The organism is Pseudomonas sp. H3_E07 (assembly GCF_054668895.1).
Window position 1 is genome coordinate 1,169,599 of record NZ_CP162795.1, and the last position, 23,848, is coordinate 1,193,446.

General features: G+C 59.9%; 22 protein-coding genes. 12 read left to right on the top strand and 10 right to left on the bottom strand.

Annotated elements, in window-relative coordinates:
* Positions 1-165: 165 nt before the first annotated feature.
* Entirely contained in the window at positions 166-726 is a 561-nt protein-coding gene (locus AB4O08_RS05320; protein ID WP_003172487.1) for a glycine cleavage system transcriptional repressor, read from the top strand.
* A 10-nt stretch (positions 727-736) separates the two neighbouring features.
* Positions 737-1,210 carry a peroxiredoxin gene (locus tag AB4O08_RS05325; protein WP_010212196.1) on the top strand — a complete coding sequence of 158 codons (474 nt, stop codon included), beginning with the start codon at positions 737-739 and terminating at the stop codon, positions 1,208-1,210.
* 51 nt (positions 1,211-1,261) lie between these two features.
* On the opposite strand, the gene AB4O08_RS05330 is transcribed toward AB4O08_RS05325, so the two are convergent.
* Together AB4O08_RS05330 and AB4O08_RS05335 are read right to left on the bottom strand one after the other, a co-directional pair.
* On the bottom strand, positions 1,262-2,332 hold the full coding sequence (locus tag AB4O08_RS05330) for an AI-2E family transporter (RefSeq protein WP_010212197.1): 1,071 nt from the start codon (positions 2,330-2,332) through the stop codon (positions 1,262-1,264).
* 30 nt (positions 2,333-2,362) lie between these two features.
* The gene (locus AB4O08_RS05335; RefSeq protein WP_010212198.1) at positions 2,363-2,602 is read right to left on the bottom strand and encodes a sulfurtransferase TusA family protein; all 240 of its coding nucleotides are present in this window, start codon (positions 2,600-2,602) and stop codon (positions 2,363-2,365) included.
* 94 nt (positions 2,603-2,696) lie between these two features.
* Between AB4O08_RS05335 and AB4O08_RS05340 the strand changes: the two genes are divergently transcribed.
* Positions 2,697-4,130 (top strand): M48 family metalloprotease, encoded by a 1,434-nt coding sequence (locus tag AB4O08_RS05340; RefSeq protein WP_010212199.1) that lies wholly within the window; start codon positions 2,697-2,699, stop codon positions 4,128-4,130.
* A gap of 65 nt (positions 4,131-4,195) precedes the next feature.
* Here the strand turns inward: AB4O08_RS05340 and AB4O08_RS05345 are convergent, their stop codons facing one another.
* The 4 genes from AB4O08_RS05345 to rpoE form a co-directional block, all read right to left on the bottom strand.
* Positions 4,196-5,635, bottom strand: a complete 1,440-nt coding sequence (locus AB4O08_RS05345; RefSeq protein ID WP_010212202.1) for a DegQ family serine endoprotease — start codon at positions 5,633-5,635, stop codon at positions 4,196-4,198.
* A gap of 234 nt (positions 5,636-5,869) precedes the next feature.
* On the bottom strand, positions 5,870-6,832 hold the full coding sequence (locus tag AB4O08_RS05350; RefSeq protein WP_460114740.1) for a MucB/RseB C-terminal domain-containing protein: 963 nt from the start codon (positions 6,830-6,832) through the stop codon (positions 5,870-5,872).
* A 15-nt stretch (positions 6,833-6,847) separates the two neighbouring features.
* Positions 6,848-7,435, bottom strand: coding sequence for a sigma-E factor negative regulatory protein (locus AB4O08_RS05355; protein ID WP_003172479.1), 588 nt, complete (start codon positions 7,433-7,435; stop codon positions 6,848-6,850).
* 32 nt (positions 7,436-7,467) lie between these two features.
* The gene (rpoE, locus tag AB4O08_RS05360) at positions 7,468-8,049 is read right to left on the bottom strand and encodes an RNA polymerase sigma factor RpoE (RefSeq protein WP_003172477.1); all 582 of its coding nucleotides are present in this window, start codon (positions 8,047-8,049) and stop codon (positions 7,468-7,470) included.
* A 462-nt stretch (positions 8,050-8,511) separates the two neighbouring features.
* Here rpoE and nadB point away from each other — a divergent pair, with 462 nt between their 5' ends.
* Entirely contained in the window at positions 8,512-10,128 is a 1,617-nt protein-coding gene (nadB, locus tag AB4O08_RS05365; RefSeq protein ID WP_460114741.1) for an L-aspartate oxidase, read from the top strand.
* Here nadB and AB4O08_RS05370 read toward each other — a convergent pair.
* Together AB4O08_RS05370 and AB4O08_RS05375 are read right to left on the bottom strand one after the other, a co-directional pair.
* The gene (locus AB4O08_RS05370; RefSeq protein WP_042570710.1) at positions 10,097-10,543 is read right to left on the bottom strand and encodes a protein YgfX; all 447 of its coding nucleotides are present in this window, start codon (positions 10,541-10,543) and stop codon (positions 10,097-10,099) included. The genes nadB and AB4O08_RS05370 overlap by 32 nt on opposite strands.
* A complete protein-coding gene (locus tag AB4O08_RS05375) occupies positions 10,527-10,781 on the bottom strand; it encodes an FAD assembly factor SdhE (RefSeq protein ID WP_010212215.1) in 255 nt (84 codons plus the stop codon). Before AB4O08_RS05375 ends, AB4O08_RS05370 begins: the two co-directional genes overlap by 17 nt.
* A gap of 140 nt (positions 10,782-10,921) precedes the next feature.
* Here AB4O08_RS05375 and ygfZ point away from each other — a divergent pair, with 140 nt between their 5' ends.
* Both ygfZ and AB4O08_RS05385 read left to right on the top strand, forming a co-directional pair.
* Positions 10,922-11,863 carry a CAF17-like 4Fe-4S cluster assembly/insertion protein YgfZ gene (gene ygfZ, locus AB4O08_RS05380; protein ID WP_042570709.1) on the top strand — a complete coding sequence of 314 codons (942 nt, stop codon included), beginning with the start codon at positions 10,922-10,924 and terminating at the stop codon, positions 11,861-11,863.
* Positions 11,864-11,899: 36 nt separating this feature from the next.
* Positions 11,900-12,721, top strand: a complete 822-nt coding sequence (locus tag AB4O08_RS05385; RefSeq protein WP_021491036.1) for an HDOD domain-containing protein — start codon at positions 11,900-11,902, stop codon at positions 12,719-12,721.
* Here the strand turns inward: AB4O08_RS05385 and AB4O08_RS05390 are convergent, their stop codons facing one another.
* The gene (locus AB4O08_RS05390) at positions 12,722-14,107 is read right to left on the bottom strand and encodes a sensor histidine kinase (protein ID WP_010212218.1); all 1,386 of its coding nucleotides are present in this window, start codon (positions 14,105-14,107) and stop codon (positions 12,722-12,724) included.
* Complete coding sequence (locus tag AB4O08_RS05395) at positions 14,100-14,771, bottom strand: response regulator (protein WP_010212220.1); 672 nt, start codon at positions 14,769-14,771, stop codon at positions 14,100-14,102. The genes AB4O08_RS05390 and AB4O08_RS05395 overlap by 8 nt, the downstream gene beginning before the upstream one ends.
* A 234-nt stretch (positions 14,772-15,005) precedes the next feature.
* Between AB4O08_RS05395 and AB4O08_RS05400 the strand changes: the two genes are divergently transcribed.
* The 6 genes from AB4O08_RS05400 (at position 15,006) to AB4O08_RS05425 (ending at position 23,806) form a co-directional block, all read left to right on the top strand.
* The gene (locus AB4O08_RS05400; RefSeq protein ID WP_045791212.1) at positions 15,006-16,298 is read left to right on the top strand and encodes an OprD family porin; all 1,293 of its coding nucleotides are present in this window, start codon (positions 15,006-15,008) and stop codon (positions 16,296-16,298) included.
* A 33-nt stretch (positions 16,299-16,331) separates the two neighbouring features.
* Positions 16,332-17,315: a Bug family tripartite tricarboxylate transporter substrate binding protein gene (locus tag AB4O08_RS05405; protein ID WP_010212225.1), complete on the top strand. Its 984-nt coding sequence runs from the start codon at positions 16,332-16,334 to the stop codon at positions 17,313-17,315.
* A gap of 164 nt (positions 17,316-17,479) precedes the next feature.
* The gene (locus AB4O08_RS05410; RefSeq protein WP_010212226.1) at positions 17,480-17,938 is read left to right on the top strand and encodes a tripartite tricarboxylate transporter TctB family protein; all 459 of its coding nucleotides are present in this window, start codon (positions 17,480-17,482) and stop codon (positions 17,936-17,938) included.
* 1 nt (position 17,939) lies between these two features.
* The gene (locus AB4O08_RS05415; RefSeq protein WP_010212228.1) at positions 17,940-19,454 is read left to right on the top strand and encodes a tripartite tricarboxylate transporter permease; all 1,515 of its coding nucleotides are present in this window, start codon (positions 17,940-17,942) and stop codon (positions 19,452-19,454) included.
* Positions 19,447-20,475, top strand: coding sequence for an AbrB family transcriptional regulator (locus tag AB4O08_RS05420; protein WP_010212230.1), 1,029 nt, complete (start codon positions 19,447-19,449; stop codon positions 20,473-20,475). The genes AB4O08_RS05415 and AB4O08_RS05420 overlap by 8 nt, the downstream gene beginning before the upstream one ends.
* 169 nt (positions 20,476-20,644) lie before the next feature.
* Positions 20,645-23,806, top strand: coding sequence for a hypothetical protein (locus tag AB4O08_RS05425; RefSeq protein WP_044286762.1), 3,162 nt, complete (start codon positions 20,645-20,647; stop codon positions 23,804-23,806).
* The last annotated feature ends 42 nt before the right edge of the window (positions 23,807-23,848 follow it).

Genomic DNA, 23,848 nt, shown 5'->3' on the forward strand with positions numbered 1-23,848 from the left:
AATGCCATCATTGGGCCAAAGCCTGCCCAGAAGCACGATGAAATCGAGCCGATCACGCAATGAAAACGCCACCTCCTATCCCTTGGCGACGGTTTTCGCTACCCTTCATCCTTTGATCGATACAGCCCGCACAGTATCGACCGCTCATCGTTTTAGGAAGGCTGCATGTCCACCCCCACAGTTCGCGAACAATTCCTTGTTATCAGTGCCCTCGGCGCCAACCCCATGGAGCTGACCAACGTCCTGTGCCGCGCCAGCCATGAAAACCGCTGCGCCGTCGTGACCTCCCGCCTCACCCGCCATGGCGAGTGCAGCGCGTTGGTCCTGCAGATCTCCGGCACCTGGGATGCCCTGGCGCGCCTGGAGACCGGCCTGCCAGGCCTGGCTAAAAAGCACGACTTCACCGTCAATGTGGTGCGCAGCGCCGCCCTGGAGAATCGTCCCCAAGCCCTGCCTTATGTAGCGTATGTCAGTTCCGCCTACCGTTCGGACATCGTCAACGAACTGTGCCAGTTCTTCATCGACCACAACGTCGAGCTGGAGAACCTGACCTGCGACACCTACCAGGCCCCGCAAACCGGCGGCACCATGCTGAACGCAACGTTCACCGTGACGTTGCCGGCTGGCGTGCAGATCAGCTGGCTGCGCGACCAGTTCCTGGATTTCGCCGATGCCCTGAACCTCGACGCCTTGATCGAGCCATGGCGCCCACAGAACCCAATGTAAGGAAGTTTTCATGGCGGTAGTCATCGACAAACCCGTAGCCGATTTCGAAGCCCAGGCCACCAGCGGCCAGACCTTCAGCCTCGCTGCCCTCAAGGGCAAGCAAGTGGTGATCTACTTCTACCCGAAGGACAGCACGCCAGGCTGCACCACCGAAGGCCAGGGCTTTCGCGACCAATACGCAGCATTCAAAGCGGCTAACACCGAAGTGTTTGGCGTGTCGCGGGACAGCGTGAAGTCTCACGAGAACTTCAAGGGCAAGCAGGCATTCCCCTTCGAGCTGATCAGCGACAAGGACGAGGCGGTCTGCCAACTGTTCGACGTGATCAAGTTGAAGAAGCTGTACGGCAAGGAATACCTGGGCGTGGATCGCAGCACCTTCCTGATCGACAAGGAGGGTGTGTTGCGTCAGGAATGGCGTGGCGTAAAGGTGCCGGGGCATGTGGATGCCGTCCTGGCGGCAGCGCAGGCGCTGAGCAAAGGCTGAACACAGCGAGCTCTTGTGGTGAGCGGGTTTGCCCCGCTCAACCACAAAAAATCACAGCAACGGCGCCACCACTGGCTCCTGCCGTGGCCACGCATCCAGCACCGCCTTGAACAGCGTCGCCAGCGGGATCGCAAAGAACACCCCCCAGAACCCCCACAGCCCACCGAATAACAACACCGCGCAGATGATCGCCACCGGGTGCAGGTTGACGGCCTCCGAGAACAGCAGCGGCACCAGCACGTTGCCATCCAGCGTCTGGATGATCCCGTACACCGCCATCAAATAGATGAACTGGTCACTCCAGCCCCACTGGAACAGCGCAATCAGCGCCACCGGCACAGTCACCACCACCGCGCCGACATACGGCACCACCACCGAAATACCTACCAGCAACGCCAGCAAGGCCGCGTAGTTCAGGTCCAGGGCAATAAAGGCGATGTAGGTCACGCCGCCGCAGATAATGATCTCGATGACCTTGCCGCGAATGTAGTTGGCGATCTGCCGATTCATTTCCTCGGCCACCCGGGTAATCAGTGCACGCTCGCGTGGCAGATAGCCACGTACCCAGCGGCCGATCATGACGCGGTCCTTGAGGAAGAAGAACACCAGGATCGGCACCAGCACCAGGTAGATCATGATATTGACCAGCAGCGGCAGGCTGGACAGGGAAAAGGTCAGCGCCCATTGCCCGAACTTTCCGATCTCGCCGCGCGCCGCTTCGATGGCCTGCAACACCTGTTCGTCCGACACCAGGTGCGGGTAGCGCTCCGGCAACAGCAGCAACAGCGATTGCCACTTGGCGAGCATGCCCGGCAGCTCGTTGAACAGCGTGATCAACTGATGCCACAACAGCGGTAATACCACCACGATAAACAGCACCAGCAGCCCCATGAACAAGGCGAATACCAGCCCCACGGCGGCTCCGCCCGGCAGGCGCAAACGCTCCAGCGTGGTGACCAAACCTTGCATCAGATACGCCAGTACCATCCCAGCCAATACCGGCGCCAGCATGCCGCCCAAGGTGAGCACGGCCGTGAAGGCCAGAAACAGCAGGACCGCCAGTACCACGGCCTCCTCGTCGGAGAAGTAGCGCTGGATCCAGTCTCGTAACACTTTGAACATCAATCAACCTCGGGTGGTGGAGCGAACGGTTCAGGCCTTGCGCAACCAGTAACGGTAAACACCGGCGGCGTCTTCTTCATGCAACAGCGTGTGGCCGGCCAGCTTGGCAAAGGTGCGGAAGTCACGCTGGGAGCCCGCGTCCGTGGCGATCACCTTGAGCACTGCGCCACTGGCCAGACGATTGAGTTCCAGCTTGGCCTTGAGCAAGGGTAACGGGCAATTGAGGCCGCTGGCATCGAGTTCGGCATCAAAGGCGACAGCGTCGGTCATGGTTTACTCCGGGCAAGCATTGGGGATGCTTAGAATATCTGGTCCGAAGCTCAGTGTCCGGCTACAGTAAGCTCTTTGTCGAAAGGCTCTGTGCATGACTTTTTTGCGCCCCACCCTGCTGACGCTGGCTTGCCTGCTGGCCTCCCCAGGCTTCGCTGACGACCTGCCGTCACTCGGCGACGCCAGTTCTGCCATTGTCTCGCCACAACAGGAATACCAGTTGGGTCGCGCCTGGCTGGCGTACCTGCGGGGCCAGGTCTCGCAACTCAACGACCCGCAGCTCAAGGATTACGTCGAAACCAGCGTCTACAAGTTGGTGGAGACCAGCCAGGTCAACGACCGGCGCCTGGAGTTCATCCTGATCAACAGCCCGCAACTGAACGCTTTCGCCGCGCCCGGCGGGATTGTCGGGGTCAACGGCGGCCTGTTCCTCAATGCCCAGACCGAAGGGGAATATGCCTCGGTACTGGCGCACGAATTGGCGCACTTGTCCCAACGCCACTTCGCCCGTGGCGTGGAAGCCCAACAGCGCATGCAACTCCCGATGATGGCCGCGCTGCTGGGCGGCATCATTGCCGCAGCAGCTGGCGCGGGTGACGCTGGTATTGCCGCTATTGCTGGCACTCAGGCGGCTGCGATCCAGGAACAGCGCCGGTTCTCGCGTCAGAACGAGCAAGAGGCTGACCGCATCGGCATCCTCAACCTCGAAAAAGCCGGTTACGATCCGCGCTCCATGCCGACCATGTTCGAACGCCTGATGCGTCAATACCGCTTCGACGCCAAGCCGCCGGAATTCCTGCTGACGCACCCGGTGACCGAATCGCGAATCGCCGACACCCGCAACCGCGCCGAGCAAGCCAAAACCGGCGGCAAGGAAGACAGCCTGCGCTATCAACTGATCCGCGCACGGGTGCAGCTGCAGTACGAAGACACCTCCGGCCTCGCCGCCAAACGCTTCCAGGCGCAGTTGGACGAAAACCCGAAGAACGATGTGGCGCGCTATGGCCTGGCCATTGCCCAGATCAAGGGCTCCCAGTTCAAACAGGCACGGGAAAACCTGGCGCCCCTGCTTGCGAAGACACCCAACGACATCACTTACAACCTGGCGCAGATCCAGCTGGACATTGACAACGGCCGCTTGCCTGACGCCCAGCAACGTACGGACAAGATGCTGACTCAGTATCCGGGCAACTACCCGCTGAATCAGATACGCGTGGATCTTCTGCTCAAGCAGAACCGTACCGCCGATGCGGAAAAGGCGTTGGACAGCTTGCTCAAATCTCGTCCGGACGACCCTGACGTGTGGTACCAGGTCGCAGAGACACGCGGCTTGTCCGGCAACATTATCGGCCTGCACCAAGCCCGCGCCGAGTACTTTGCGCTGGTGGGGGATTTCCAGCAGGCCATCCAGCAGTTGGATTTCGCCAAGCGTCGCGCCGGCAACAACTTCCCATTGTCTTCGCGTATCGACGCCCGTCAACGCGAGCTGATCGAACAGGAACGCCTGGTCAAAGGGATGATGAGCTAACTCCATCGCCCACAAAAAAGCCCCGCCTTCATTCAACGAAGGCGGGGCTTTTTGTTTCTACCGACTTACTCGGCGAGCTTGAACGTAATGAAGCTTGCACGCCCCTGACGCAGCACTCGCATCGACACCGAACGATTCTTCGGCAACGCCTTGGCGATGTCGGTGAATTGCTTGGTGCTGTCGATGGCCTGGTTATTCAGGTGGGTAATCACGTCACCCGGCTGCAGGCCGATCAGAGAGGCAGGGCCGTCCTGCACTTCCTTGATCACCACGCCACTCTTGAGGTCGAAGGTCTTCTTCTGCTCAGCGGTCAACTCAGCCACGGCAATGCCCAGGCGGTTGCTGCTACGCTCGGCACCTGGCTTGGTGTTGCCCAGGGCATCCAGGGTTGCGCCCTCCTCAGGGATGGCACCGACCGTCAGTTCAACGGTCTGGCGCTTGCCTTCACGGATCACTTCCAGCTTGGCCTTGCTGCCGGCCTTGAGTGCGCCCACCAGGTGTGGCAGGTCGGCCGACATGACGATCGGCTGGCCGTTCATGCTCAGGATCACGTCGCCGACATGCAGGCCGCCCTTGGCAGCAGGGCCGTCGTCCTGGATCTGCGCGACCAGGGCACCGGCCGGCTTGTCGAGACCGAAGGATTCCGCCAGGTCTTTGTTCACTTCCTGGATCACCACACCCAACCAGCCACGGCTAACCTTGCCGCCGCTTTTCAGCTGGTTGGAAACGTCCATCGCCACGTCGATCGGGATAGCGAACGACACGCCCATGAATCCGCCGGAACGGGTGTAGATCTGCGAGTTGATCCCCACCACTTCACCCGCCAGGTTGAACAGCGGACCACCCGAGTTACCCGGGTTGATCGGCACGTCGGTCTGGATGAACGGCACGTAGTTCTCGTTCGGCAGACTGCGGCCGATGGCGCTGACGATACCTTGGGTCACAGTGTGGTCAAAACCAAACGGCGAACCGATGGCAACGACCCACTGCCCAGCCTTCAGGTCCTGGGATTTACCCAGCTTCAGCACCGGCAGGTCTTTGCCTTCGATTTTCAGCAGCGCCACGTCGGAACGTGGATCGGTGCCCACCAGCTTGGCTTTCAACTCACTACGGTCAGCCAGGCGCACGAGAATTTCGTCGGCGTCTGCAATCACGTGGTTGTTGGTAAGGATGTAGCCATCCGACGAGATGATGAAGCCCGAGCCCAGGGACTGAGCCTCACGCTGGCCACCGCCACCGCCACGGGGGGCGCGCGGTTGCGGCATGCCGCGCTCGAAGAACTCGCGCAGCATCGGCGGCAGGCCTTCCAGGTCCGGCATCTGCTGGTTGGAGACTTTGCGCTCCGGCAGTTTTTGCGTGGTACTGATGTTCACCACGGCCGGCGAGGCTTGCTCAACCAATTGGGTGAAGTCAGGCAACTCGACCGCTTGCGCGGGCAAGGCCTGACCTAGCACCAATACCGTGGCGACTATGGATAGGTAAGACTTCAAACGTGGTATCGACATACAGCTCCCGTTACGACGAGCAGGGTTGAGCGACAGGGTTCAAGAAACGCCGAAAACTGCGACCGACATCTTTGTTCCGCGAACAAAACAAGGCCAGAGCCGACAAGCCCTGACCTATAAAAAACATAAGAGATTTTTGCAAGTGAAAATGCTGATCCAGACATTTCATGCTCTCGGCAGCCAACCTGGCATGCAAATACAGTGAAACGTCAGGATGAACATAGGATTAACGACTCACGGCTGGACGGCTGGCTTTTTTTCACCACGCACCGACAACGCGATACGTTCTGCAGTGCCGATCGGGATTTCGCCCACCACCGTCACCATCATCTCACCATCCACTGTATTGAGGCGACGGGATACAGCGACCGTAGGGCCCAGTTGCGTGCGCGTTTCGGTGACACTCGCATCGCTGATTGGCTCAAGGAACACTGAGAAACGCGCCAACCCGTCCTCATACATCAGGCTGTCGACTGTCGCCTTGGTCTGGGTGTCTTTACGCGAGCTGGTGCTGGTCAGCTGAAAGCCCGGCGGCAACCATTCCAGATGCCACGCCTCAGTAGGCTGCACGACGGGGGCTTTTTCATTGGCGACGGAGAGAGGTGCGCACTCGCTGCTGGGCTGCAGATCGCGATCATCCGGCACGACCGAAGTGTTCAATCGCGTGAACTGGAAGCGCTCAAGCAACTGCCCCTGATCATTCAGCAAAAGGGATTTGAGCGGCAGCGCGGTTTCGCGATCCAGGTGCAGTTCAAAACCGTAGCGATACTGGTCACGCGGCGTGATCGACACGATCACCGCATTACGCCCGGCCACGCGGGATTTGCCAATGACGGCCAGTTCGTAGAATTGCTTGAGTTTTTGCGGATCCAGCGCACGGGATGGCGCATCGCGCGAGTTGCCCAGGCCTGCGACGAGAGTGCCGCTGACACATTGGGTACGGCCATCCAGCCGCACGACTTCCTGGGCAGAACCATCGAGCTGCAAGAGCCGCTCACGGACCTGACCTTCCTGGACACGATGCCAGATGTCATGGGTAGAAAAACTGCCGTTACGTTCATAGACGAACGTACCTTGAAAGCTTTGCTGCTGCTCTGCACGCCCAAGTCGAGTCAGCCAGTCTTGGGCTTCGTCGGCGTGGGCGGGGAGTGCAAAACAACCACTGAGCAAAAGCGTAAGGAGCAGTATGGCTCGCATAGAGCTCCTTACGGATTAGCGGTTTTCCAAACTGGCTGCACGCGCATAAGGCAGAGCGCTTTCAGTGCCCTTCAGAGCCGATTCCTGTGCATGTTGGCGCAGGTAGCCTGGAAGACGCTGGTCCTGCCAGCCGGATTGCCCTTGCAATACACCGTTGGCCATCGGGCCTGTGGTGTCAGAGCTTTCCTTGTAGCCGGCCAGTACCGCTGGGCCTTTGACCTGAGGGCCTGCCATCACCGGCTGTTGAGTCTGCTGGGCCAGTTCGGCACCGGCGATCTCGTCCTGGTTGTACAGGCGAACACCGGCCAACACCGCAACAGTCACCGAAGCAGCAACTGCCAGGCGACCCAGGCTACGCCATGGTCCACGAGCAGCTTTTGCCGGAACGGCTTCATCAGCCAGCGCGGCAGAAACGGCCGCAGCAATATCCAGACGAGGGATTAGAAGATCCTTGTGCATCACCGCCCGAGCGACTTGGTAACGAGACCAGGTATCACGGGTTTCGGCGTCATCAAATGCGTTGAGCACTCGACGAAGTTCCAGTTCATCCGCTTCGTTATCCATCACTGCGGACAGCGATTCCTGCAGGGCATCACGACTCATGGCGGTTCCTCTCTTGGCTGTCGCCGCTGTCTTTAGTTCTCTTGCAACAACGGTTGCAAGGCTTTATCGATGGCTTCCCGGGCCCGGAAAATCCGTGACCTTACAGTCCCCACCGGACACTGCATGACGCTCGCAATGTCTTCGTAACTCAGACCATCGAATTCACGTAAAGTTAACGCCGTACGCAAATCTTCTGGCAGTTGCTGAATTGTGCGATGAACGGTGCCTTCGATCTCGTCGCGCAGCAATGCACGCTCCGGCGACTCGAGATCCTTGAGGCCGTGATCACCATCGTAAAATTCTGCATCTTCTGAACTTACATCGCTATCCGGTGGGCGGCGTCCGCGAGACACCAGATAGTTCTTCGCCGTGTTGATGGCGATCCGGTATAGCCACGTGTAAAACGCGCTATCACCGCGAAAGTTACCAAGTGCACGGTAAGCCTTGATAAAGGCTTCCTGTGCAACGTCCTGCGCTTCATGGGTGTCGTGCACAAACCGCACGATCAACCCGAGAATTTTGTGCTGGTATTTCAGCACTAGCAGATCAAAAGCTCGCTTGTCGCCGCGTTGGACGCGCTCGACCAGCTGCTGATCCTCTTCCTGGGTTAGCATGAACACTCCTCGTTGTACTTTAAGGAGGCTTGCATAACTAAACGATCAGGCTTGCAAACATAGACTCGGTCTTTTCGCAAAAGTTCTCCCCCTTCAAGCAAGTTTCCGGCACGCACTGATTTGGCACACACGAAAAACGCAGTACGGGCATAGCCGACTGCGCGAATAATCTTGTCGCCGGTTTTCTGACGCGTCCAATGCTCCCGACGGGCCAATAAACTCAACGTTTTCCCAGCTTTCGGGCAACCTGCTATTGAGTCGGGGCTCATGCAAAAAGTTCCCGTTTCAATAACCTGCCGATTTTACCCAAGCCGCGCACCGTAATCTCACATTGCCACGAATGCCCGGCTATTGTGCCGCTCCACCCCTCTATATACTAGTAGCCCGTGTGACCCTTTGATTCGCCGACCCAGGCGTCCTGTTTGCGCCACCTCTTCGGATCGCTTTTGCGGAATCCCTCAAATGAGCCAACAGTTTCAACACGATGTCCTGGTGATCGGCAGCGGCGCGGCCGGCCTGAGCCTTGCGCTGACCCTTCCCAGCCACCTGCGCATTGCGGTACTGAGCAAGGGCGACCTGGCCAACGGCTCGACTTTCTGGGCCCAGGGCGGTGTCGCCGCGGTGCTGGACGACACCGACACCGTGCAATCCCACGTCGAAGACACCCTCAATGCCGGGGGTGGCCTATGCAATGAAGAGGCCGTGCGTTTCACCGTCGAGCACAGCCGCGAGGCCATCCAATGGCTGATCGATCAAGGCGTCCCTTTTACCCGTGATGAACACGCGGGGAGCGACGACGGCGGCTTCGAGTTCCACCTGACCCGCGAGGGTGGCCACAGCCACCGCCGCATCATCCATGCTGCCGACGCCACCGGCGCCGCCATCTTCAAGACGCTTCTCGAACAAGCCCGCCAACGCCCCAACATCGAATTGCTGGAACAACGCGTCGCCGTCGACCTGATCACCGAAAAACGCCTAGGCCTGGACGGCGAGCGCTGCCTCGGCGCCTATGTGCTCAACCGCGCCAGCGGCGAAGTCGACACCTACGGCGCGCGCTTCACCCTCCTCGCTTCGGGGGGTGCAGCCAAGGTCTACCTCTATACCAGCAACCCCGACGGAGCCTGTGGCGATGGCATTGCCATGGCCTGGCGCTCGGGCTGCCGGGTGGCCAACCTGGAATTCAACCAGTTCCACCCTACTTGCCTGTATCACCCTCAGGCGAAGAGTTTCCTGATCACCGAAGCCCTGCGCGGCGAAGGTGCCCACTTGAAACTGCCCAACGGCGAACGCTTCATGCAGCGCTTCGACCCACGCGCCGAACTGGCCCCGCGCGACATCGTCGCCCGCGCCATCGACCATGAAATGAAGCGCCTGGGCATCGACTGCGTCTACCTGGACATCAGCCACAAACCCGAAGCTTTTATCAAGGCGCACTTCCCTACCGTGTACGAGCGCTGCCTGACGTTCAACATCGACATCACCAAAGGCCCGATCCCCGTGGTGCCCGCCGCGCACTACACCTGCGGCGGCGTGATGGTCGACCAGCACGGGCGCGCCGACGTACCGGGCTTGTATGCCATTGGCGAAACCAGCTTCACCGGCCTGCATGGCGCCAACCGCATGGCCAGCAACTCGCTGCTCGAATGTTTCGTCTATGCGCGCTCAGCGGCGGCGGACATTCTCAAACAACTGCCACGCGTTCCGGTGCCGGCAGCCCTGCCCCGCTGGGACGCCAGCCAGGTTACCGATTCGGACGAAGACGTGATCATCGCCCATAACTGGGACGAGCTGCGCCGCTTCATGTGGGACTACGTGGGGATCGTACGCACCAACAAGCGCCTGCAGCGCGCGCAGCACCGAGTGCGATTGCTGTTGGATGAAATCGACGAGTTCTACAGTAACTACAAGGTCAGCCGCGACTTGATCGAACTGCGCAACCTGGCCCAGGTGGCGGAGCTGATGATCCGCTCGGCCATGGAACGCAAGGAAAGCCGCGGCCTGCATTACACCCTCGACTACCCGCAGATGCTGCCCGAGGCTCGCGACACTATCCTGGTGCCAACCACCTACGGCGGCTGAACTTCAGGCGTACCCGCAGGCGCCGATGCACATCGGCGTCCTGCGAATCCCTGGGTACACACACCGAACGGACCCGCCATTCGCCCTGCACCCGGTAACGCAGAACGACGATCAATGGCAAGGCGAGGCTGTCCGGACGCAACTGCACGCTGTGCCAGCCCCGCTCCGCACTGAGCAACTGCCAACCATCAGTGTCACGGCGCAGACCACGAATCGACGAACGGTGGGTCAGCAGAATAAAGCGCGGCAAAACCCAAGCGGCGTGCAACAGACACACCAGCAGGCCAAGGCTTGAATAGGACAGATCAAGAAACAAAAACGCACCCAGCGCGAACAGCTGGGCGAGGAGATACGCCGCCAGCAACAGCCGTGAGGCCTGCCAGCGGCATTCAAAGGTATTACTTGGGCTGGACACGGTCCAGGATCATCCTGACCATGCGCTGCAACTCTGGGTCTTCGGATTCGGCGCGCTCCATGAACCAGCCGAACATGTCCTGGTCTTCACAAGTCAGCAGCCTGACGTAGAGGTCGCGATCCACCTTATTGAGCGTTGCGTAGACCTCTTTGGTGAAAGGCACCAGCAACACATCAAGCTCAAGCATGCCACGACGGCTGTGCCAGTAGAGACGATTGATTTCTACATCTTCGACCATGGAGCGCTCCTCAAATAGGCGGCAAGTATACAGGGCCGACGGCACCGGAACAGTCGGCTTTGGTCGCCCCATACGGAAACTATCCATTTGCCGGGCGCCCCTCTATGATGCACCCATGACTTTTTGACCTGCGATGACCCATGGCCGACTCTGCTTTCTTCTGCCCCCTGTCCCACGAAGGCGTTCTCGCCGTCCGCGGTGCCGACGCCGCCAAATTCCTTCAGGGCCAACTGACCTGCAACCTCAATTACTTGAGCGATACCCAGGCCAGCCTCGGCGCGCGCTGCACGCAAAAAGGGCGTATGCAGTCGAGCTTCCGCATCCTGCTGCAAGGTGACGGCGTGGTGCTGGCCATGGCCACCGAGCTGCTGGAACCCCAGCTGGCCGACCTGAAGAAGTACGCCGTGTTCTCCAAATCCAAACTGACCGACGAAAGCGCCGCCTGGGTGCGCTTCGGCCTGATGAATGCGGAGCCGGCCCTGGCCAGCCTTGGCCTTGAACTGCCCGCCGAGACCAACAGCGTCGTTCGCAACGATACCTTGATCGCCATCCGCGTCTCCCCTGACCGCGCTGAACTTTGGGTGCCTGCCGAGCAAGGCGACGCCGTACGCAATCAATTGGCTGCAACCCTTGAACAAACCGATCTGAATGAATGGCTGCTGGGGCAGATCCGCGCCGGCATCGGCCAGGTCATGCCGCAAACCCGCGAACTGTTCATCCCGCAGATGCTCAACCTGCAGGCCGTGGGCGGCGTGAGCTTCAAGAAAGGCTGCTACACCGGCCAGGAAATCGTCGCGCGCATGCAGTACCTGGGCAAACTCAAACGTCGCCTGTACCGCTTGAGCTTCAATGCTCCTGAAATGCCCGAGCCAGGCACTCCGCTGTTTTCGCCCAGCCACACCAGCGCGATCGGCGAAGTGGTCATTGCGGCAAAAACTGACCAAACCGTTGAACTTCTGGCCGTGTTGCAAGCCGAAGCTGCCGATAGTGGCGATGTGCATGTAGGTACGCCGGAAGGCCCCCGTTTGCACCTGCTCGACCTGCCTTACACGCTCGACCGTGATCGAGAGATCCAGCGCTGATCGCCGTACCTTTTTGCAACACCCTAGAGAGCATGAATGAACACGCTGGCGGAAAAAGTCCAACAGGCTTTAGTGAGGGCCATCGACAACGATGAGCTGGTTCTGCCGACATTGCCGGAAGTGGCCCTGAATATTCGCCAGGCCGCCGAGGACCCGGAGATCAGCATCAGCCACTTGAGCAAAGTGATCGGTCGCGACACCGCGCTGTCGGCGCGCCTGATCAAAGTGGTCAACAGCCCGTTGTTGCGCGCCACCCAGGAAGTCACCGACCTGCACACCGCCATCACCCGGCTGGGCACCAACTACAGCAGCAACCTGGCAATCGGCCTGGTGATGGAGCAAATTTTCCACGCCCGCTCCGACGTGGTCGAACAAAAGATGCGTGATGTATGGCGCCGCAGCCTGGAAGTGGCGGGCGTCAGTTACGCCCTGTGCCGCAGCCACAGCCAGCTCAAGCCAGACCAGGCGGCACTCGGCGGCCTGGTGCATCAGATCGGCGTATTGCCGATCCTGACGTACGCCGAGGACCACTACGAGTTGCTCGCAGACCCGGTCAGCCTCAACCATGTCATCGAGAGCATCCACCCGTTACTGGGCGACAAACTGTTGGGAGTCTGGGACTTCCCGGAAATGCTGGCGAAACTGCCCGGCCAATACCTGGACCTGGAACGCGACTCGCCCAAGCTCGACTACATCGACCTGGTGCAGATCGCCGTGTTGTATTGCCATCGCGGCACCGATCATCCCTTGGCCAGCGTACCGGTCTCGACCTTGCCGGCGCTCAAGAAACTGCGGGTCGACCCCTACAGCGATGCGTTGCGCGCCGAGCTGGATGAAGCCCGCTCGATGTTCTACTGATCAACCCGCGATAAAACTCACCCGCACCTTCAAGCCGGCCTGCTCGCCATCGTGCAGGCTGATCTGGGCCAAGTGCGCCCGACAAATCTCACCGACAATCGCCAACCCCAGGCCAGACCCCATCCCCTGCTGGCTGCGACGGTAGAAGCGCTCGAAAACGCGGTCCCGCTCATCCAGCGGGATCCCAGGGCCATCGTCCTCCACTTCCAACACGGCGGGCGCCGTCACCCGCAGGATCACATTGCCCCCCGGAGACGTGTGAGCCAGTGCGTTATCCACCAGGTTGCTCAGCAACTCATTCAATAAGGTTGGCTCACCGCGCAGCCACACGGGCTCGTCGGCCTCCAACGCCAGCGCCACGCCGCGCGCGTGGGCCAACGGGGCCATGGCCATACCCAGCTCCCGCGCCAACTGGCTGAGGTCCAGCAATTGCGCGCCGCCTTCGGCAATCGCGCGGGCACCGTTTTCAATGCGTGCCAGCGACAACAACTGATTGGCCAGATGCGTCAGGCGGTCAGTGCCCTGGGCTGCGGTTTCCAGGGTGCTGCGCCAAGTAGCGGGATCCTCGGCGCGCAACCCCAGCTCCAGCCGGGCCTTGAGGGCCGCCAGCGGGGTACGCAGTTCATGGGCTGCATCGGCGATGAACTGCGCTTGACGTTCGAATTGGCCGCGCAGGCGCTCGGTGAAATGGTTGAGGGAGCGCACCAGCGGCCCAAACTCATGCTGCACTTCCACCAAGGGCAATGGCCGCAAGTCGTCTGGCTGACGTTCTTCTACCGCCGTGCGCAGGCGCTCCAGCGGGCGCAACGCGGCACTGACGGCAAACCACACCAACAACAATGCGCCGACCGCAAGCATCCCCAGGCGCAGCAACGTGTCCGCCATCAGACTGCGGGCCATGCTCACCCGCGCTTCATCGGTTTCAGCGACACGGATCTCCGCCATGCCGTTCATATTCGGTTCGGAGACCGCCTTGAGCAGGCTCACCACCCGCACCTGCTGGCCCTGGTACATGGCGTCATAGAAGCGTGCCAGCGCCGGATAGTCATCGGTACGCGGCGTGCCAGGCGGCGGGCCGGGGAGGTTTTCGTAGCCGGAGATCAGCTTCTGGTGGATGTCATTGACCTGGTAATAAATGCGCCCGGCGCTGTCGTAGGCGAACGTATCCAGGGCCACATACGGAACGTTCGCACTCAAGGTGCCATCCACCTGGGTCAAGCCGGCGGCAATGGTGCGCGCCGAGGCCAGCAGCGTGCGGTCGTACGCGGTGTCGGCGGCCTCGCGGCCGTTCCAGTAGGCGCTCATGCCGCTGGCGAGCATCAACAGCACCAGCAACAGCGCCAGGTTCCACAGCAGGCGCCAACGCAGGCTGCTGGGCTTATGCATCGCGGGCTTCCAGCAAGTAGCCGAGGCCGCGGAAGGTCACGATGGCGATGGGCTGGCCATCGAGTTTCTTGCGCAGGCGGTGCACGTAGATTTCGATGGCATCGGGGCTGGCTTCTTCGTCCAGGCCGAACACTTGGGAAGCCAGCTGCTCCTTGCTCATCACCCGGCCCGGTCGTGCAATCAGCGCCTCAAGCACTGCTTGCTCACGGGAGGTCAGCGTCATCAGCTCGCCGCCCACGGTGAAACGCCGGGTGTCGAGGTCATAGACCAACACGCCGCAGGCCTGCTGGCGCTCGCCGCCCAACACACTGCGCCGCAACAGTGCCTTGACCCGCGCCTCCAACTCCGTGAGTTCGAAAGGTTTGGCGAGGTAATCGTCGGCGCCAAGATTGAGGCCGTGCACACGGTCCTTCACATCACTGCGCGCGGTCAGCATCAACACCGGAAGATTTTTTCCACGGGCGCGCAAACGTGCGAGCACCTCGAAACCGTCCATGCGTGGCAACCCCACATCGAGGATCGCCGCCGCGTACTCCTCGCTGCTCAGGGCCAGGTCCGCCGCCACTCCATCGTGCAGCACGTCAACGGTCAAACCCGTGCTCTTGAGCGCTTGCGCGACGCTTTCGGCAAGTTGCAGATGGTCTTCAACCAGCAAGACACGCATGGATTTCTACCTCGTTCAGGGGTGGTCGGCGCCACGCTTTGGCGGGCAGTTTACAGGCGCCGCCTGCCCTGTGAAGCCCGAAAACATTGAAAGGCCGTTGAAAGGTTAGTGAAAGCTTCGCCCTTTAGCATCCAGCTACGGTGGTCTATGCCCGCCGAGCGACCTCAACGTCGCGCCCGAAAAACGCCTCGAAGCGTTTTCGCCAAAATAAGAACAATAACGGAGTACACAACGATGCTGTCGACACAGCCCCAGGCCTCCTCGCCTGTTCGTTTTTCTCGTCTGACCCAGACCGCCCTCGCCAGTGCTGCTACGCTTGCCGGCTTTTCGCCGCTTAGCCAGGCTGCCTTCTTCGAAGACAGTAGCGCGACCCTGGAAACCCGCAACATGTACTTCAACCGCGATTTCCGCGACGGCACCAGTGCGCAGCAATCCAAGCGCGACGAATGGGCCCAGGGCTTCATGCTCAATCTGCAATCGGGCTACACCGACGGCACCGTCGGCTTTGGTGTGGACGCGCTGGGCATGCTCGGGGTCAAGCTCGACTCCAGCCCCGACCGCACCGGCACCGGCCTATTGCCCACCCATGACGACGGCCGTGCCGCCGACGAGTACTCCAAGCTGGGCCTGACCGGCAAAGTGAAGATCTCGGCCACCGAGCTGAAAATCGGCTCGCTGATTCCCGAATTGCCGATCCTCAAGCCCAACGACGGGCGCATCCTGCCGCAGACCTTCAATGGCGGCCTGATCACCTCGAAAGAATTCAAGAACCTGGTATTCACCGGTGGGCGCCTGGACAAAGCCAAGGACCGTGACGACACCAATTACGAAGACATCGCCCTCAACAACAAGAACAGCCGCTTCGTCAGCGGCGCCACCGGCAAGCACTTCAACTTCGGCGGCGCGGACTACAAGTTCGCTGACAAGATCACCGGCAGCTACCACTTCGCCCAGCTGGATGACGTGTACCGCCAGCACTTCCTCGGCCTGGTGGCCTCGCGCCCGATGGGGCCTGGCACCTTCGGCACCGACCTGCGCCTGGCCATCAGCGATGATACCGGCGCAGCACGCGGCGGCAAGATCGACAACACCTCCCTCAACGGTCTGTTCAGCTATGCCCTCAATGGCCATAAGCTCAGTGCCGGTTACCAGCACATGTCCGGCGACAGCGCCTTCCCGTATGTGGATGGCAGCGACCCGTACCTGGTCAACTTCGTGCAGATCAACGACTTTGCCGGCGCCGAAGAGCGTTCCTGGCAGGCGCGCTACGACTTCGACTTCGCCAAGCTGGGCATCCCCGGCCTGAGCTTCATGAGCCGTTACCTCTCGGGTGACAACATCAAGCTCAAGAACGGCGAGACTGGCAAGGAGTGGGAACGCAACAGCGAGATCAAGTACGTGGTGCAAACCGGCACGTTCAAGGATGTGGCGGTGCGCCTGCGCAACGCCACCTACCGTTCCAACTACTCCGCCCGTGATGCGGATGAAATGCGCTTGCTGGTCAGCTATAGCGTTGCGCTCTGGTAGTAACCCCTCATAACAACAAAGACGGAGATAACCATGACCCCTTCACTGCGTAAATTAGCCCTCGCCGCCGGCTGCATGCTGTTCGCCGGCCAACTGTTGGCCGCCGACGAACCCAAGCGCCCGGAATGCATCGCCCCGGCCTCGCCTGGCGGTGGTTTTGACCTGACCTGCAAACTGGCGCAAAGCGCGCTGGTCAACGAGAAGCTGCTGAGCAAGCCGATGCGCGTGACCTACATGCCAGGTGGCGTGGGCGCAGTGGCCTACAACGCCGTAGTCGCCCAGCGCCCTGCCGATGCCGGTACGCTGGTGGCCTGGTCCAGCGGTTCGCTGTTGAACCTGGCCCAGGGCAAGTTCGGTCGCTTCGATGAAAGTGCCGTGCGCTGGTTGGCGGCGGTGGGCACCAGCTACGGGGCTATCGCCGTGAAAGCCGACTCGCCCTACAAGACCCTCGACGATCTAGTCAAAGCCTTGAAGAAAGATCCGGGTAGCGTCGTGATCGGTTCCGGCGGCACCGTCGGCAGCCAGGACTGGATGCAAACCGCGCTGATCGCCAAGGCGGCCGGGATCAACCCGCGTGAACTGCGTTACGTGGCACTCGAAGGCGGCGGCGAAATTGCCACGGCCCTGCTCGGTGGCCATATCCAGGTGGGCAGTACCGACATCTCCGACTCCATGCCGCACATCCTGAGCGGCGACATGCGCCTGCTGGCGGTGTTCTCCGAACAGCGCCTGGACGAGCCGGAAATGAAAGACATTCCGACTGCCAAGGAACAAGGCTACGACATCGTCTGGCCAGTGGTGCGCGGTTTCTACCTCGGGCCAAAAGTCAGCGATGCCGACTACGCCTGGTGGAAAGACGCGTTCGACAAGCTGCTGGCCTCCGACGAGTTCGCCAAGCTGCGTGACCAGCGCGAGCTGTTCCCGTTCGCCATGACCGGCCCGGAGCTGGACACCTACGTGAAGAAACAGGTGGCTGACTACAAAGTGCTGGCCAAAGAGTTCGGCCTGATCCAGTAATTGCCCCTCTGTAGGAGCGAGCTTGCTCGCGAAAAACGCAACGACACCGCGCTTATCCAGGCAGCACGCAGCCTCGTTGACGTTCTTCGTAAGCAAGCTCGCTCCTATAGCGTCGCCATATTCCGTAGCCGCGCCCCGTTCGGGGCGCGATCCAGGAGTTCCCTATGCTCTTACAACGCATTTTCGCCGCCGTGTTGCTGCTGGCTTGTGCCGGCCTCGCGCTGATGGCCTGGCCGTATCAAGCGTCGTTTTCCTACGAGCCGGTAGGACCTCGCGCCTACCCGCTGCTGATGCTCGGGCTGATGAGCCTGGCACTGATCTACATGCTGTTCCGCCCCCAGCCGACCAAGCACACGGAAGAAGAACCCGCGCTGGACCGCGAAACCCTGATCAAGATCGGCGTGTGCGTCGCGCTGTTGATCGTGTTTGCCGGCACCTTCGAACCCCTGGGTTTCATCCTCAGCAGCATGCTGATCGGCATCCCGATGGCGCGCCTGTATGGCGGCCGCTGGTTGCCCAGTGCAGTGATCGTCGGCCTGATGGCGATTGGTCTTTACCTGCTGTTCGATAAAGCCATGGATGTGCCGCTGCCCCTCGGCCTGCTCGACGTTCTGGAGAATTGATATGGATACTTTCGGCTACTTGGGCCAGGGCTTCGGCGTTGCACTGTCCCCTTACAACCTGGTGACCGCGCTGTGCGGCACCCTGATCGGCACCGTGGTCGGCCTATTGCCAGGCCTGGGCCCGATCAACGGCGTGGCGCTGTTGATCCCCATCGCCTTCGCCCTGGGCCTGCCACCCGAATCGGCGCTGATCCTACTGGCAGCCGTGTACCTGGGCTGTGAATACGGCGGCCGTATCAGCTCGATCCTGCTGAACATCCCGGGCGAAGCGTCCACCGTGATGACCACCCTTGACGGCTACCCAATGGCCCGCAAAGGCTTGGCTGGCGTGGCGCTGTCGTTGTCGGCGTGGAGTTCGTTCATCGGCGCGTTTATCGCCACCTGCGGCATGGTGCTGTTTGCGCCGTTGCTGGCCCAATGGGCGATTGCCTTCGGTCCGGCGGAATATTTCGTACTGATGGTGTTTGCGATTGTCTGTCTCGGCGGCATGGCCGGTGACAAACCCTTGAAGACGTTCGTGGCGGCGCTGATCGGCCTGTTCCTGTCGGCGGTCGGCATCGACGCCAACAGCGGCGTGTATCGCTTTACCGGGGATAACATCCACCTGACTGACGGCATCCAATTTGTGGTGCTGGTGCTGGGCCTGTTCTCCATCAGCGAGATCCTGTTGCTGCTGGAAAAAACCCACCGTGGCCAGGAAGCGGTCAAAGCCACCGGGCGCATGATGTTTAACTTGAAGGAAGCTGGCGCGGTGTTCGTCGTCAACATCCGCTGTGGGTTGCTTGGTTTCATCATGGGCGTATTGCCAGGTGCCGGTGCGACGCTGGCGTCAGCCGTTGCCTACATGACCGAAAAACGCCTGGCCGGTGCCAGCGGTAAATTCGGTCAGGGCGACATGCGCGGCCTCGCCGCTCCGGAAACCGCCATCGGCGCGTCCGCCTGCGGTGCCCTGGTGCCAATGCTGACCCTCGGCGTACCAGGTTCGGGCACCACGGCCGTGATGATCGGCGCACTGTCGCTGTACAACATCACCCCTGGCCCGCTGCTGTTCCAACAGCAACCGGACATCGTCTGGGGCCTGATCGCCTCGTTGTTCGTCGCCAACATCATGCTGGTGATCCTCAACATCCCGATGATCCGCATCTTCACCCGCATCCTTGCCGTGCCGAACTGGGCGCTGGTACCGGTGATCGCCATCATCACGGCGATTGGCGTGTACGCGGTTCACGCCACCACCTTCGACCTGTTCCTGATGGTCGGTATCGGCATCTTCGGCTACATCCTGCGCAAGCTCGATTTCCCGCTGTCGCCGGTGCTGCTGGGCTTTATCCTCGGTGGCTTGATGGAGCAGAACCTGCGTCGTGCGCTGTCGATTTCCAACGGTGACCTGCAGATCCTCTGGTCGAGCCCGATCACCTTTGGTGTGTGGGTACTGACCGCGCTGATGCTGGCCTTCCCGCTGATCCGCATCTACCGCAAACGTGCCTTGCAGCGTCGTGCCGTGGCCGATGTCTGAGGTCACCTTTAAACATTGGTGGGGAACACCGCTGGTCGGCCTGGCCGGCGGTTACCTGGCCAGCCTCGTCGGCTGGCCTTTGCCGTACATGGTCGGCTCATTGCTGGCGATCATCCTGGTGCGCTGCCTCACGCCGTGGCAGTTGGCGGAGATTCCCGGCGGGCGCAAATGCGGCCAATGGGTGGTGGGCATCGGCATCGGCCTGCACTTCACGCCGGTGGTGATCGAACAGGTGATGAGCCACTTCGGGCTGATCTTTTTCGGCGCACTGGTCACCAGTATGTCGAGCGTGGTTGGCGTGTGGTTGATGCGCCGCAGCGGTGAAGACCGCGCCACGGCGTTTTTCTCCAGCATGCCGGGCGGTTCCGGTGAGATGGTCAACCTCGGCGCACGCAATGGCGCCGTGCTCAGCCGTGTCGCGGCGGGGCAGAGTCTGCGCGTGTTGGTGGTGGTGCTGTGTGTACCGGCGATCTTCAAGTATCTGCTGGAAGGCGGTACACCGCAGTTTCATCCGGCGCCCGTGAGCTGGCCGTGGCTGTTAGCGCTGTTTCCGATGGGCGCACTGGTCGCCTGGGGTTGGCAGCGTTTGCGTCAGCCGAACCCGTGGTTGTTCGGCCCCTTGCTGGTGAGCGCCACTGCCAGTGTGATCTGGGACCTGCATATCGGCCTGCCCGACGGCGGCAGCCAAATCGGCCAATGGTTGATCGGCAGCGGTCTGGGTTGCCACTTCAACCGGCAGTTCTTCCGTCGGGCACCGTCATTCATGGGTCGCACCCTGATCGGCACAGCCCTGACCATGGCGCTGGCGACATTGGCAGCGGTGGGCTTGAGTGCCTTGACCCACCTGGACCTGCGCTCGCTGACGTTGGGCATGATGCCGGGGGGGATTGCCGAGATGAGCCTGACCGCCGAGACGCTGCAGTTGTCCGTTCCCCTGGTGACGGCCATGCAGGTGATGCGTTTGTTGTTCGTCCTGTTCCTCGCCGAACCTCTGTTCCGGCACTGGAACCGTCAACCCTGACCCTCGGTAACGTGAGCGGCTCGCGTGCGGGCCGCTGCCGTTTGTCGGCACTGTCAATTCTCACAGCTGGTTGCTCCCCAGCTTCCGCGTTACACCTCTTCGCAACTACTCCCACTCAGTAAATGGGCCGTAGACATTGAGTTCCTCAATAACTGCAGAGGCTTCCACCATGGGTAACGACGAAGAGCTTTCCAAAAATCCAGACCAGCGTTTGATCAAGCTCTCAGAGGGGCGCTCACTGCTTACGCCTTACTCAAGCACGCGCCCCCTCAAAAAGACGCCATCGGTGCAGCGTACGTTCATCGACCGTCGTTACTTGGTGCCGCCCCCGTCCGACCTGTCGCTCAACTCGACGCAAGCCTTCAAAAAGGTTCACCTCGAAGATTTGGTACTGTACATCCCTGCAAGTACCCGGCCGGTGCAAGGCTACGATGCAGGTATCAACCTCGTCGCAATCACCACGCATGAGGAGGGACTACTGATCGGCTTGCTGCCATTTCTGGAGGCGGCAGCCCTGGATTTCGTGGAGCTGTTCTGGGGCTCTCTGACCGACCCCGTCGCCTCCACCACCATCCAACAGCATGAAGTGGATAACGCTGAGGTGATTCCCCTGTTCGTACCGTCAAGTTCGATCACCGACGGTAATACCTATCCAGTGTTCTTCAGGGTGACACGCCTCGGCCAGGCGGTAGGAGAAACAAGAAAATTCGCACTGAAGGTCGATAAGGTGAAACCCGGCGGGGACAATCCGGACGGGGACAGATTTGTAAACACGAACCTGCTCAAGCCGATCATTCCCCAAGAATTTCTCGACTTTGGCGTTACAGAAGACGACGCCCAAAACTGCATAGAGATTCGCGTCCCCTACTACCCTGCCGATACCTCACTGTCACCCCGCACTTACCGGGCGGTGCGGGATGTTGTTCGCCTGAAAATCGGCGATGCATTATTCGAACACTCAGTGTCGCAGGAGGAACAGGGTAACCATGACGACATTGTTTTCAAGCTGTGCATTGAACATTGGCGCCAGATCGGCAGCGGCCATCACGTCGCTGAGTGGAGCGTGATTGATGAATGCGGAAACTATTCCGACGGCTGGTCAGTCGCCGAATTCCTCCTGGTCTACCTGAACGATGGTTCAGAGCCATTGTTGCCCCATTGTTTCTTCAGTGAGGCTCCGGAAGACATCCTCGATCTCGACCACGTCGTTGGCGATTTCGTGAACATCGTCGTTCTAATCGCGAATAACGGCTACCAATTGGGCGACGTGATCAAGGTGACCCTCATCGGCAAGACGTTGCGTGGGCAAACGGTGAGGAAAACCTACAGCTCTGATCCACTGACATCCACCACGACGCGCCAGCTCAAAATTCCATGCCCGGTAAGCGACCTGATACCGTTGATCAAAGGTGAGGCTCGACTTAGCTATGAGCGAATTCGCTTTGGCGCGCAGAATAGAGGCTCACACCTCACGCCGGTCACTATTATCGGCACCGCCATTCCCGGCGGACTTCGCGCCCCGATCTTTCGCGAGGCTGTCGATGGAATACTGCCTGCCGATACCACCATCATCAACATCGACATCCTTAAATATGACGACCAGGACTACTTTGACCGCATCACGCTGAAGCTGTTGGGTCGCTACCCTAACGGCAAGTTTTACTACCACGAAGAATCCAAAAATGCAGGCGTAGGCAATGTGGTGTTCTCGATTATCAATGGCCCCGAGGGTGACATTGCCAAATTGGCAGGTGGCAGCCTGACTGCCTCTTATACCCGTCAGAATAGCGAGGGACCACTACCATCCCCGGACACAACAGTTAGTATCAGTGCCTCTACGGCTGTACTGCCAGAACCGCGAGTGCATGAGGCGCCACCGCCTGATTACGTGTTTGATTCGAACCAGTCCACCGGTGATGCCACCATTGAGGTCGACCCCCACAGCGACATCATCGAGGGGGATACGGTCATCCTGCATGCTGAAGGCTATGTGCCAGGTGGCAGCGCGCCGCCCCAACCCTTCTTTGTCTCAGACACTTGGAAAGACCGGCCACTGCCTTTCACGCTTAAGCGCCAGTACATCCTGCTCAATCAAAATATGAATATTTTCTACGAGCGCTCGCGTCCAGGCGTTGCACCACGCATCTCGAACACCGTGCACATGAGAGTCCTCGCTGCGCGCCATTTGCCCGCGCCTTTCGTTTATAACAGCACACCCGTGGACGACGAAAACGCGACTATCAACCCGGTCATTGCTGATAACACTGCGCAGGTGACGGTTCGCGTGCAATTTGCACCGATGTCTTCGAACGATCTCATCAAACTCGAACTGCAGGGCAACCCCGGTGCGACGCTACCGTCCATAGCACCTCAATACGGCAACCCAACTGCGGGTTTTGTCGATTTCAAATTCTCTAACAGCGTGATCGGCGACCACATTGGGAGCGTCCTGCGTCTTCAGTATCACGTCACAACCAATGGCATCACCGATGACTCAAGGGTACTGAACCTGCGCGTACTGGACTTCGATGAAGTACCCGGCGGCAATCCACTGCCGCAGCCAAGGCTCAATGGCCTGCCACCCGGCTCAAAAATAGACTTGAATGCGTTCAACACCGATTGCTGGGTGAGCCTGGCGCCCTGGACGTTAAGCCGCAAGGACCAACGGATCTGGCTCAAGCTCCATAGTGTTGGCGCAACCCCCTTGACACTGTTGAACGGCCATCTGATCGACCAGACCCAAGCCGACAACGGGATAGTGAATGAAAAGGCAATGCGCAGCTGGTTTACCGCACTGACGGATGAAAGCAAGGTGACGGTAAGTGCAGCCGTCACTTTCAATGGCGATACTAATGAACTGAACGCCAAACCCTTTCCGTCGAGCAACTACTTCATCCAAGCGCTTCGGTTCTATGATTTGACGGACTTTGAGTTATTAAGCTGGAATCAGTGGGTCAACATCGTCAGCAGTCTGGGCCTGATCAGAAACGTCAACAACAACAATTTCTGGTTTGTAAAACTCAACAATGGCAGCCCTATCACTCCCGGCGTCATTAAATCCTTTTTTATCAAAAGCGGTAAAACCTACGACTTGAGTTTCAAAATGAAGGTGGATTTGAACCCCTATCAACCCTTTGTTTACATGGAGTTCGGCACTCAGTCAGAACATTTCCTGCATAACAATCCCGGAGTATGGACCTCACACTCCCGGACCTTTGCATTGCCTGCCGGGGTTCCGTCTCAGTTCTTGCCTATACGCATCTATTTCAAGAGTGGTTTCTCAGGGGCCGAGTTTTCACTGGATGATATTTTGGTTGTGGAGCGGCCATAGACTCATTGTTCAAGACCGGTGCCGGGTGGTGACATTGCTACC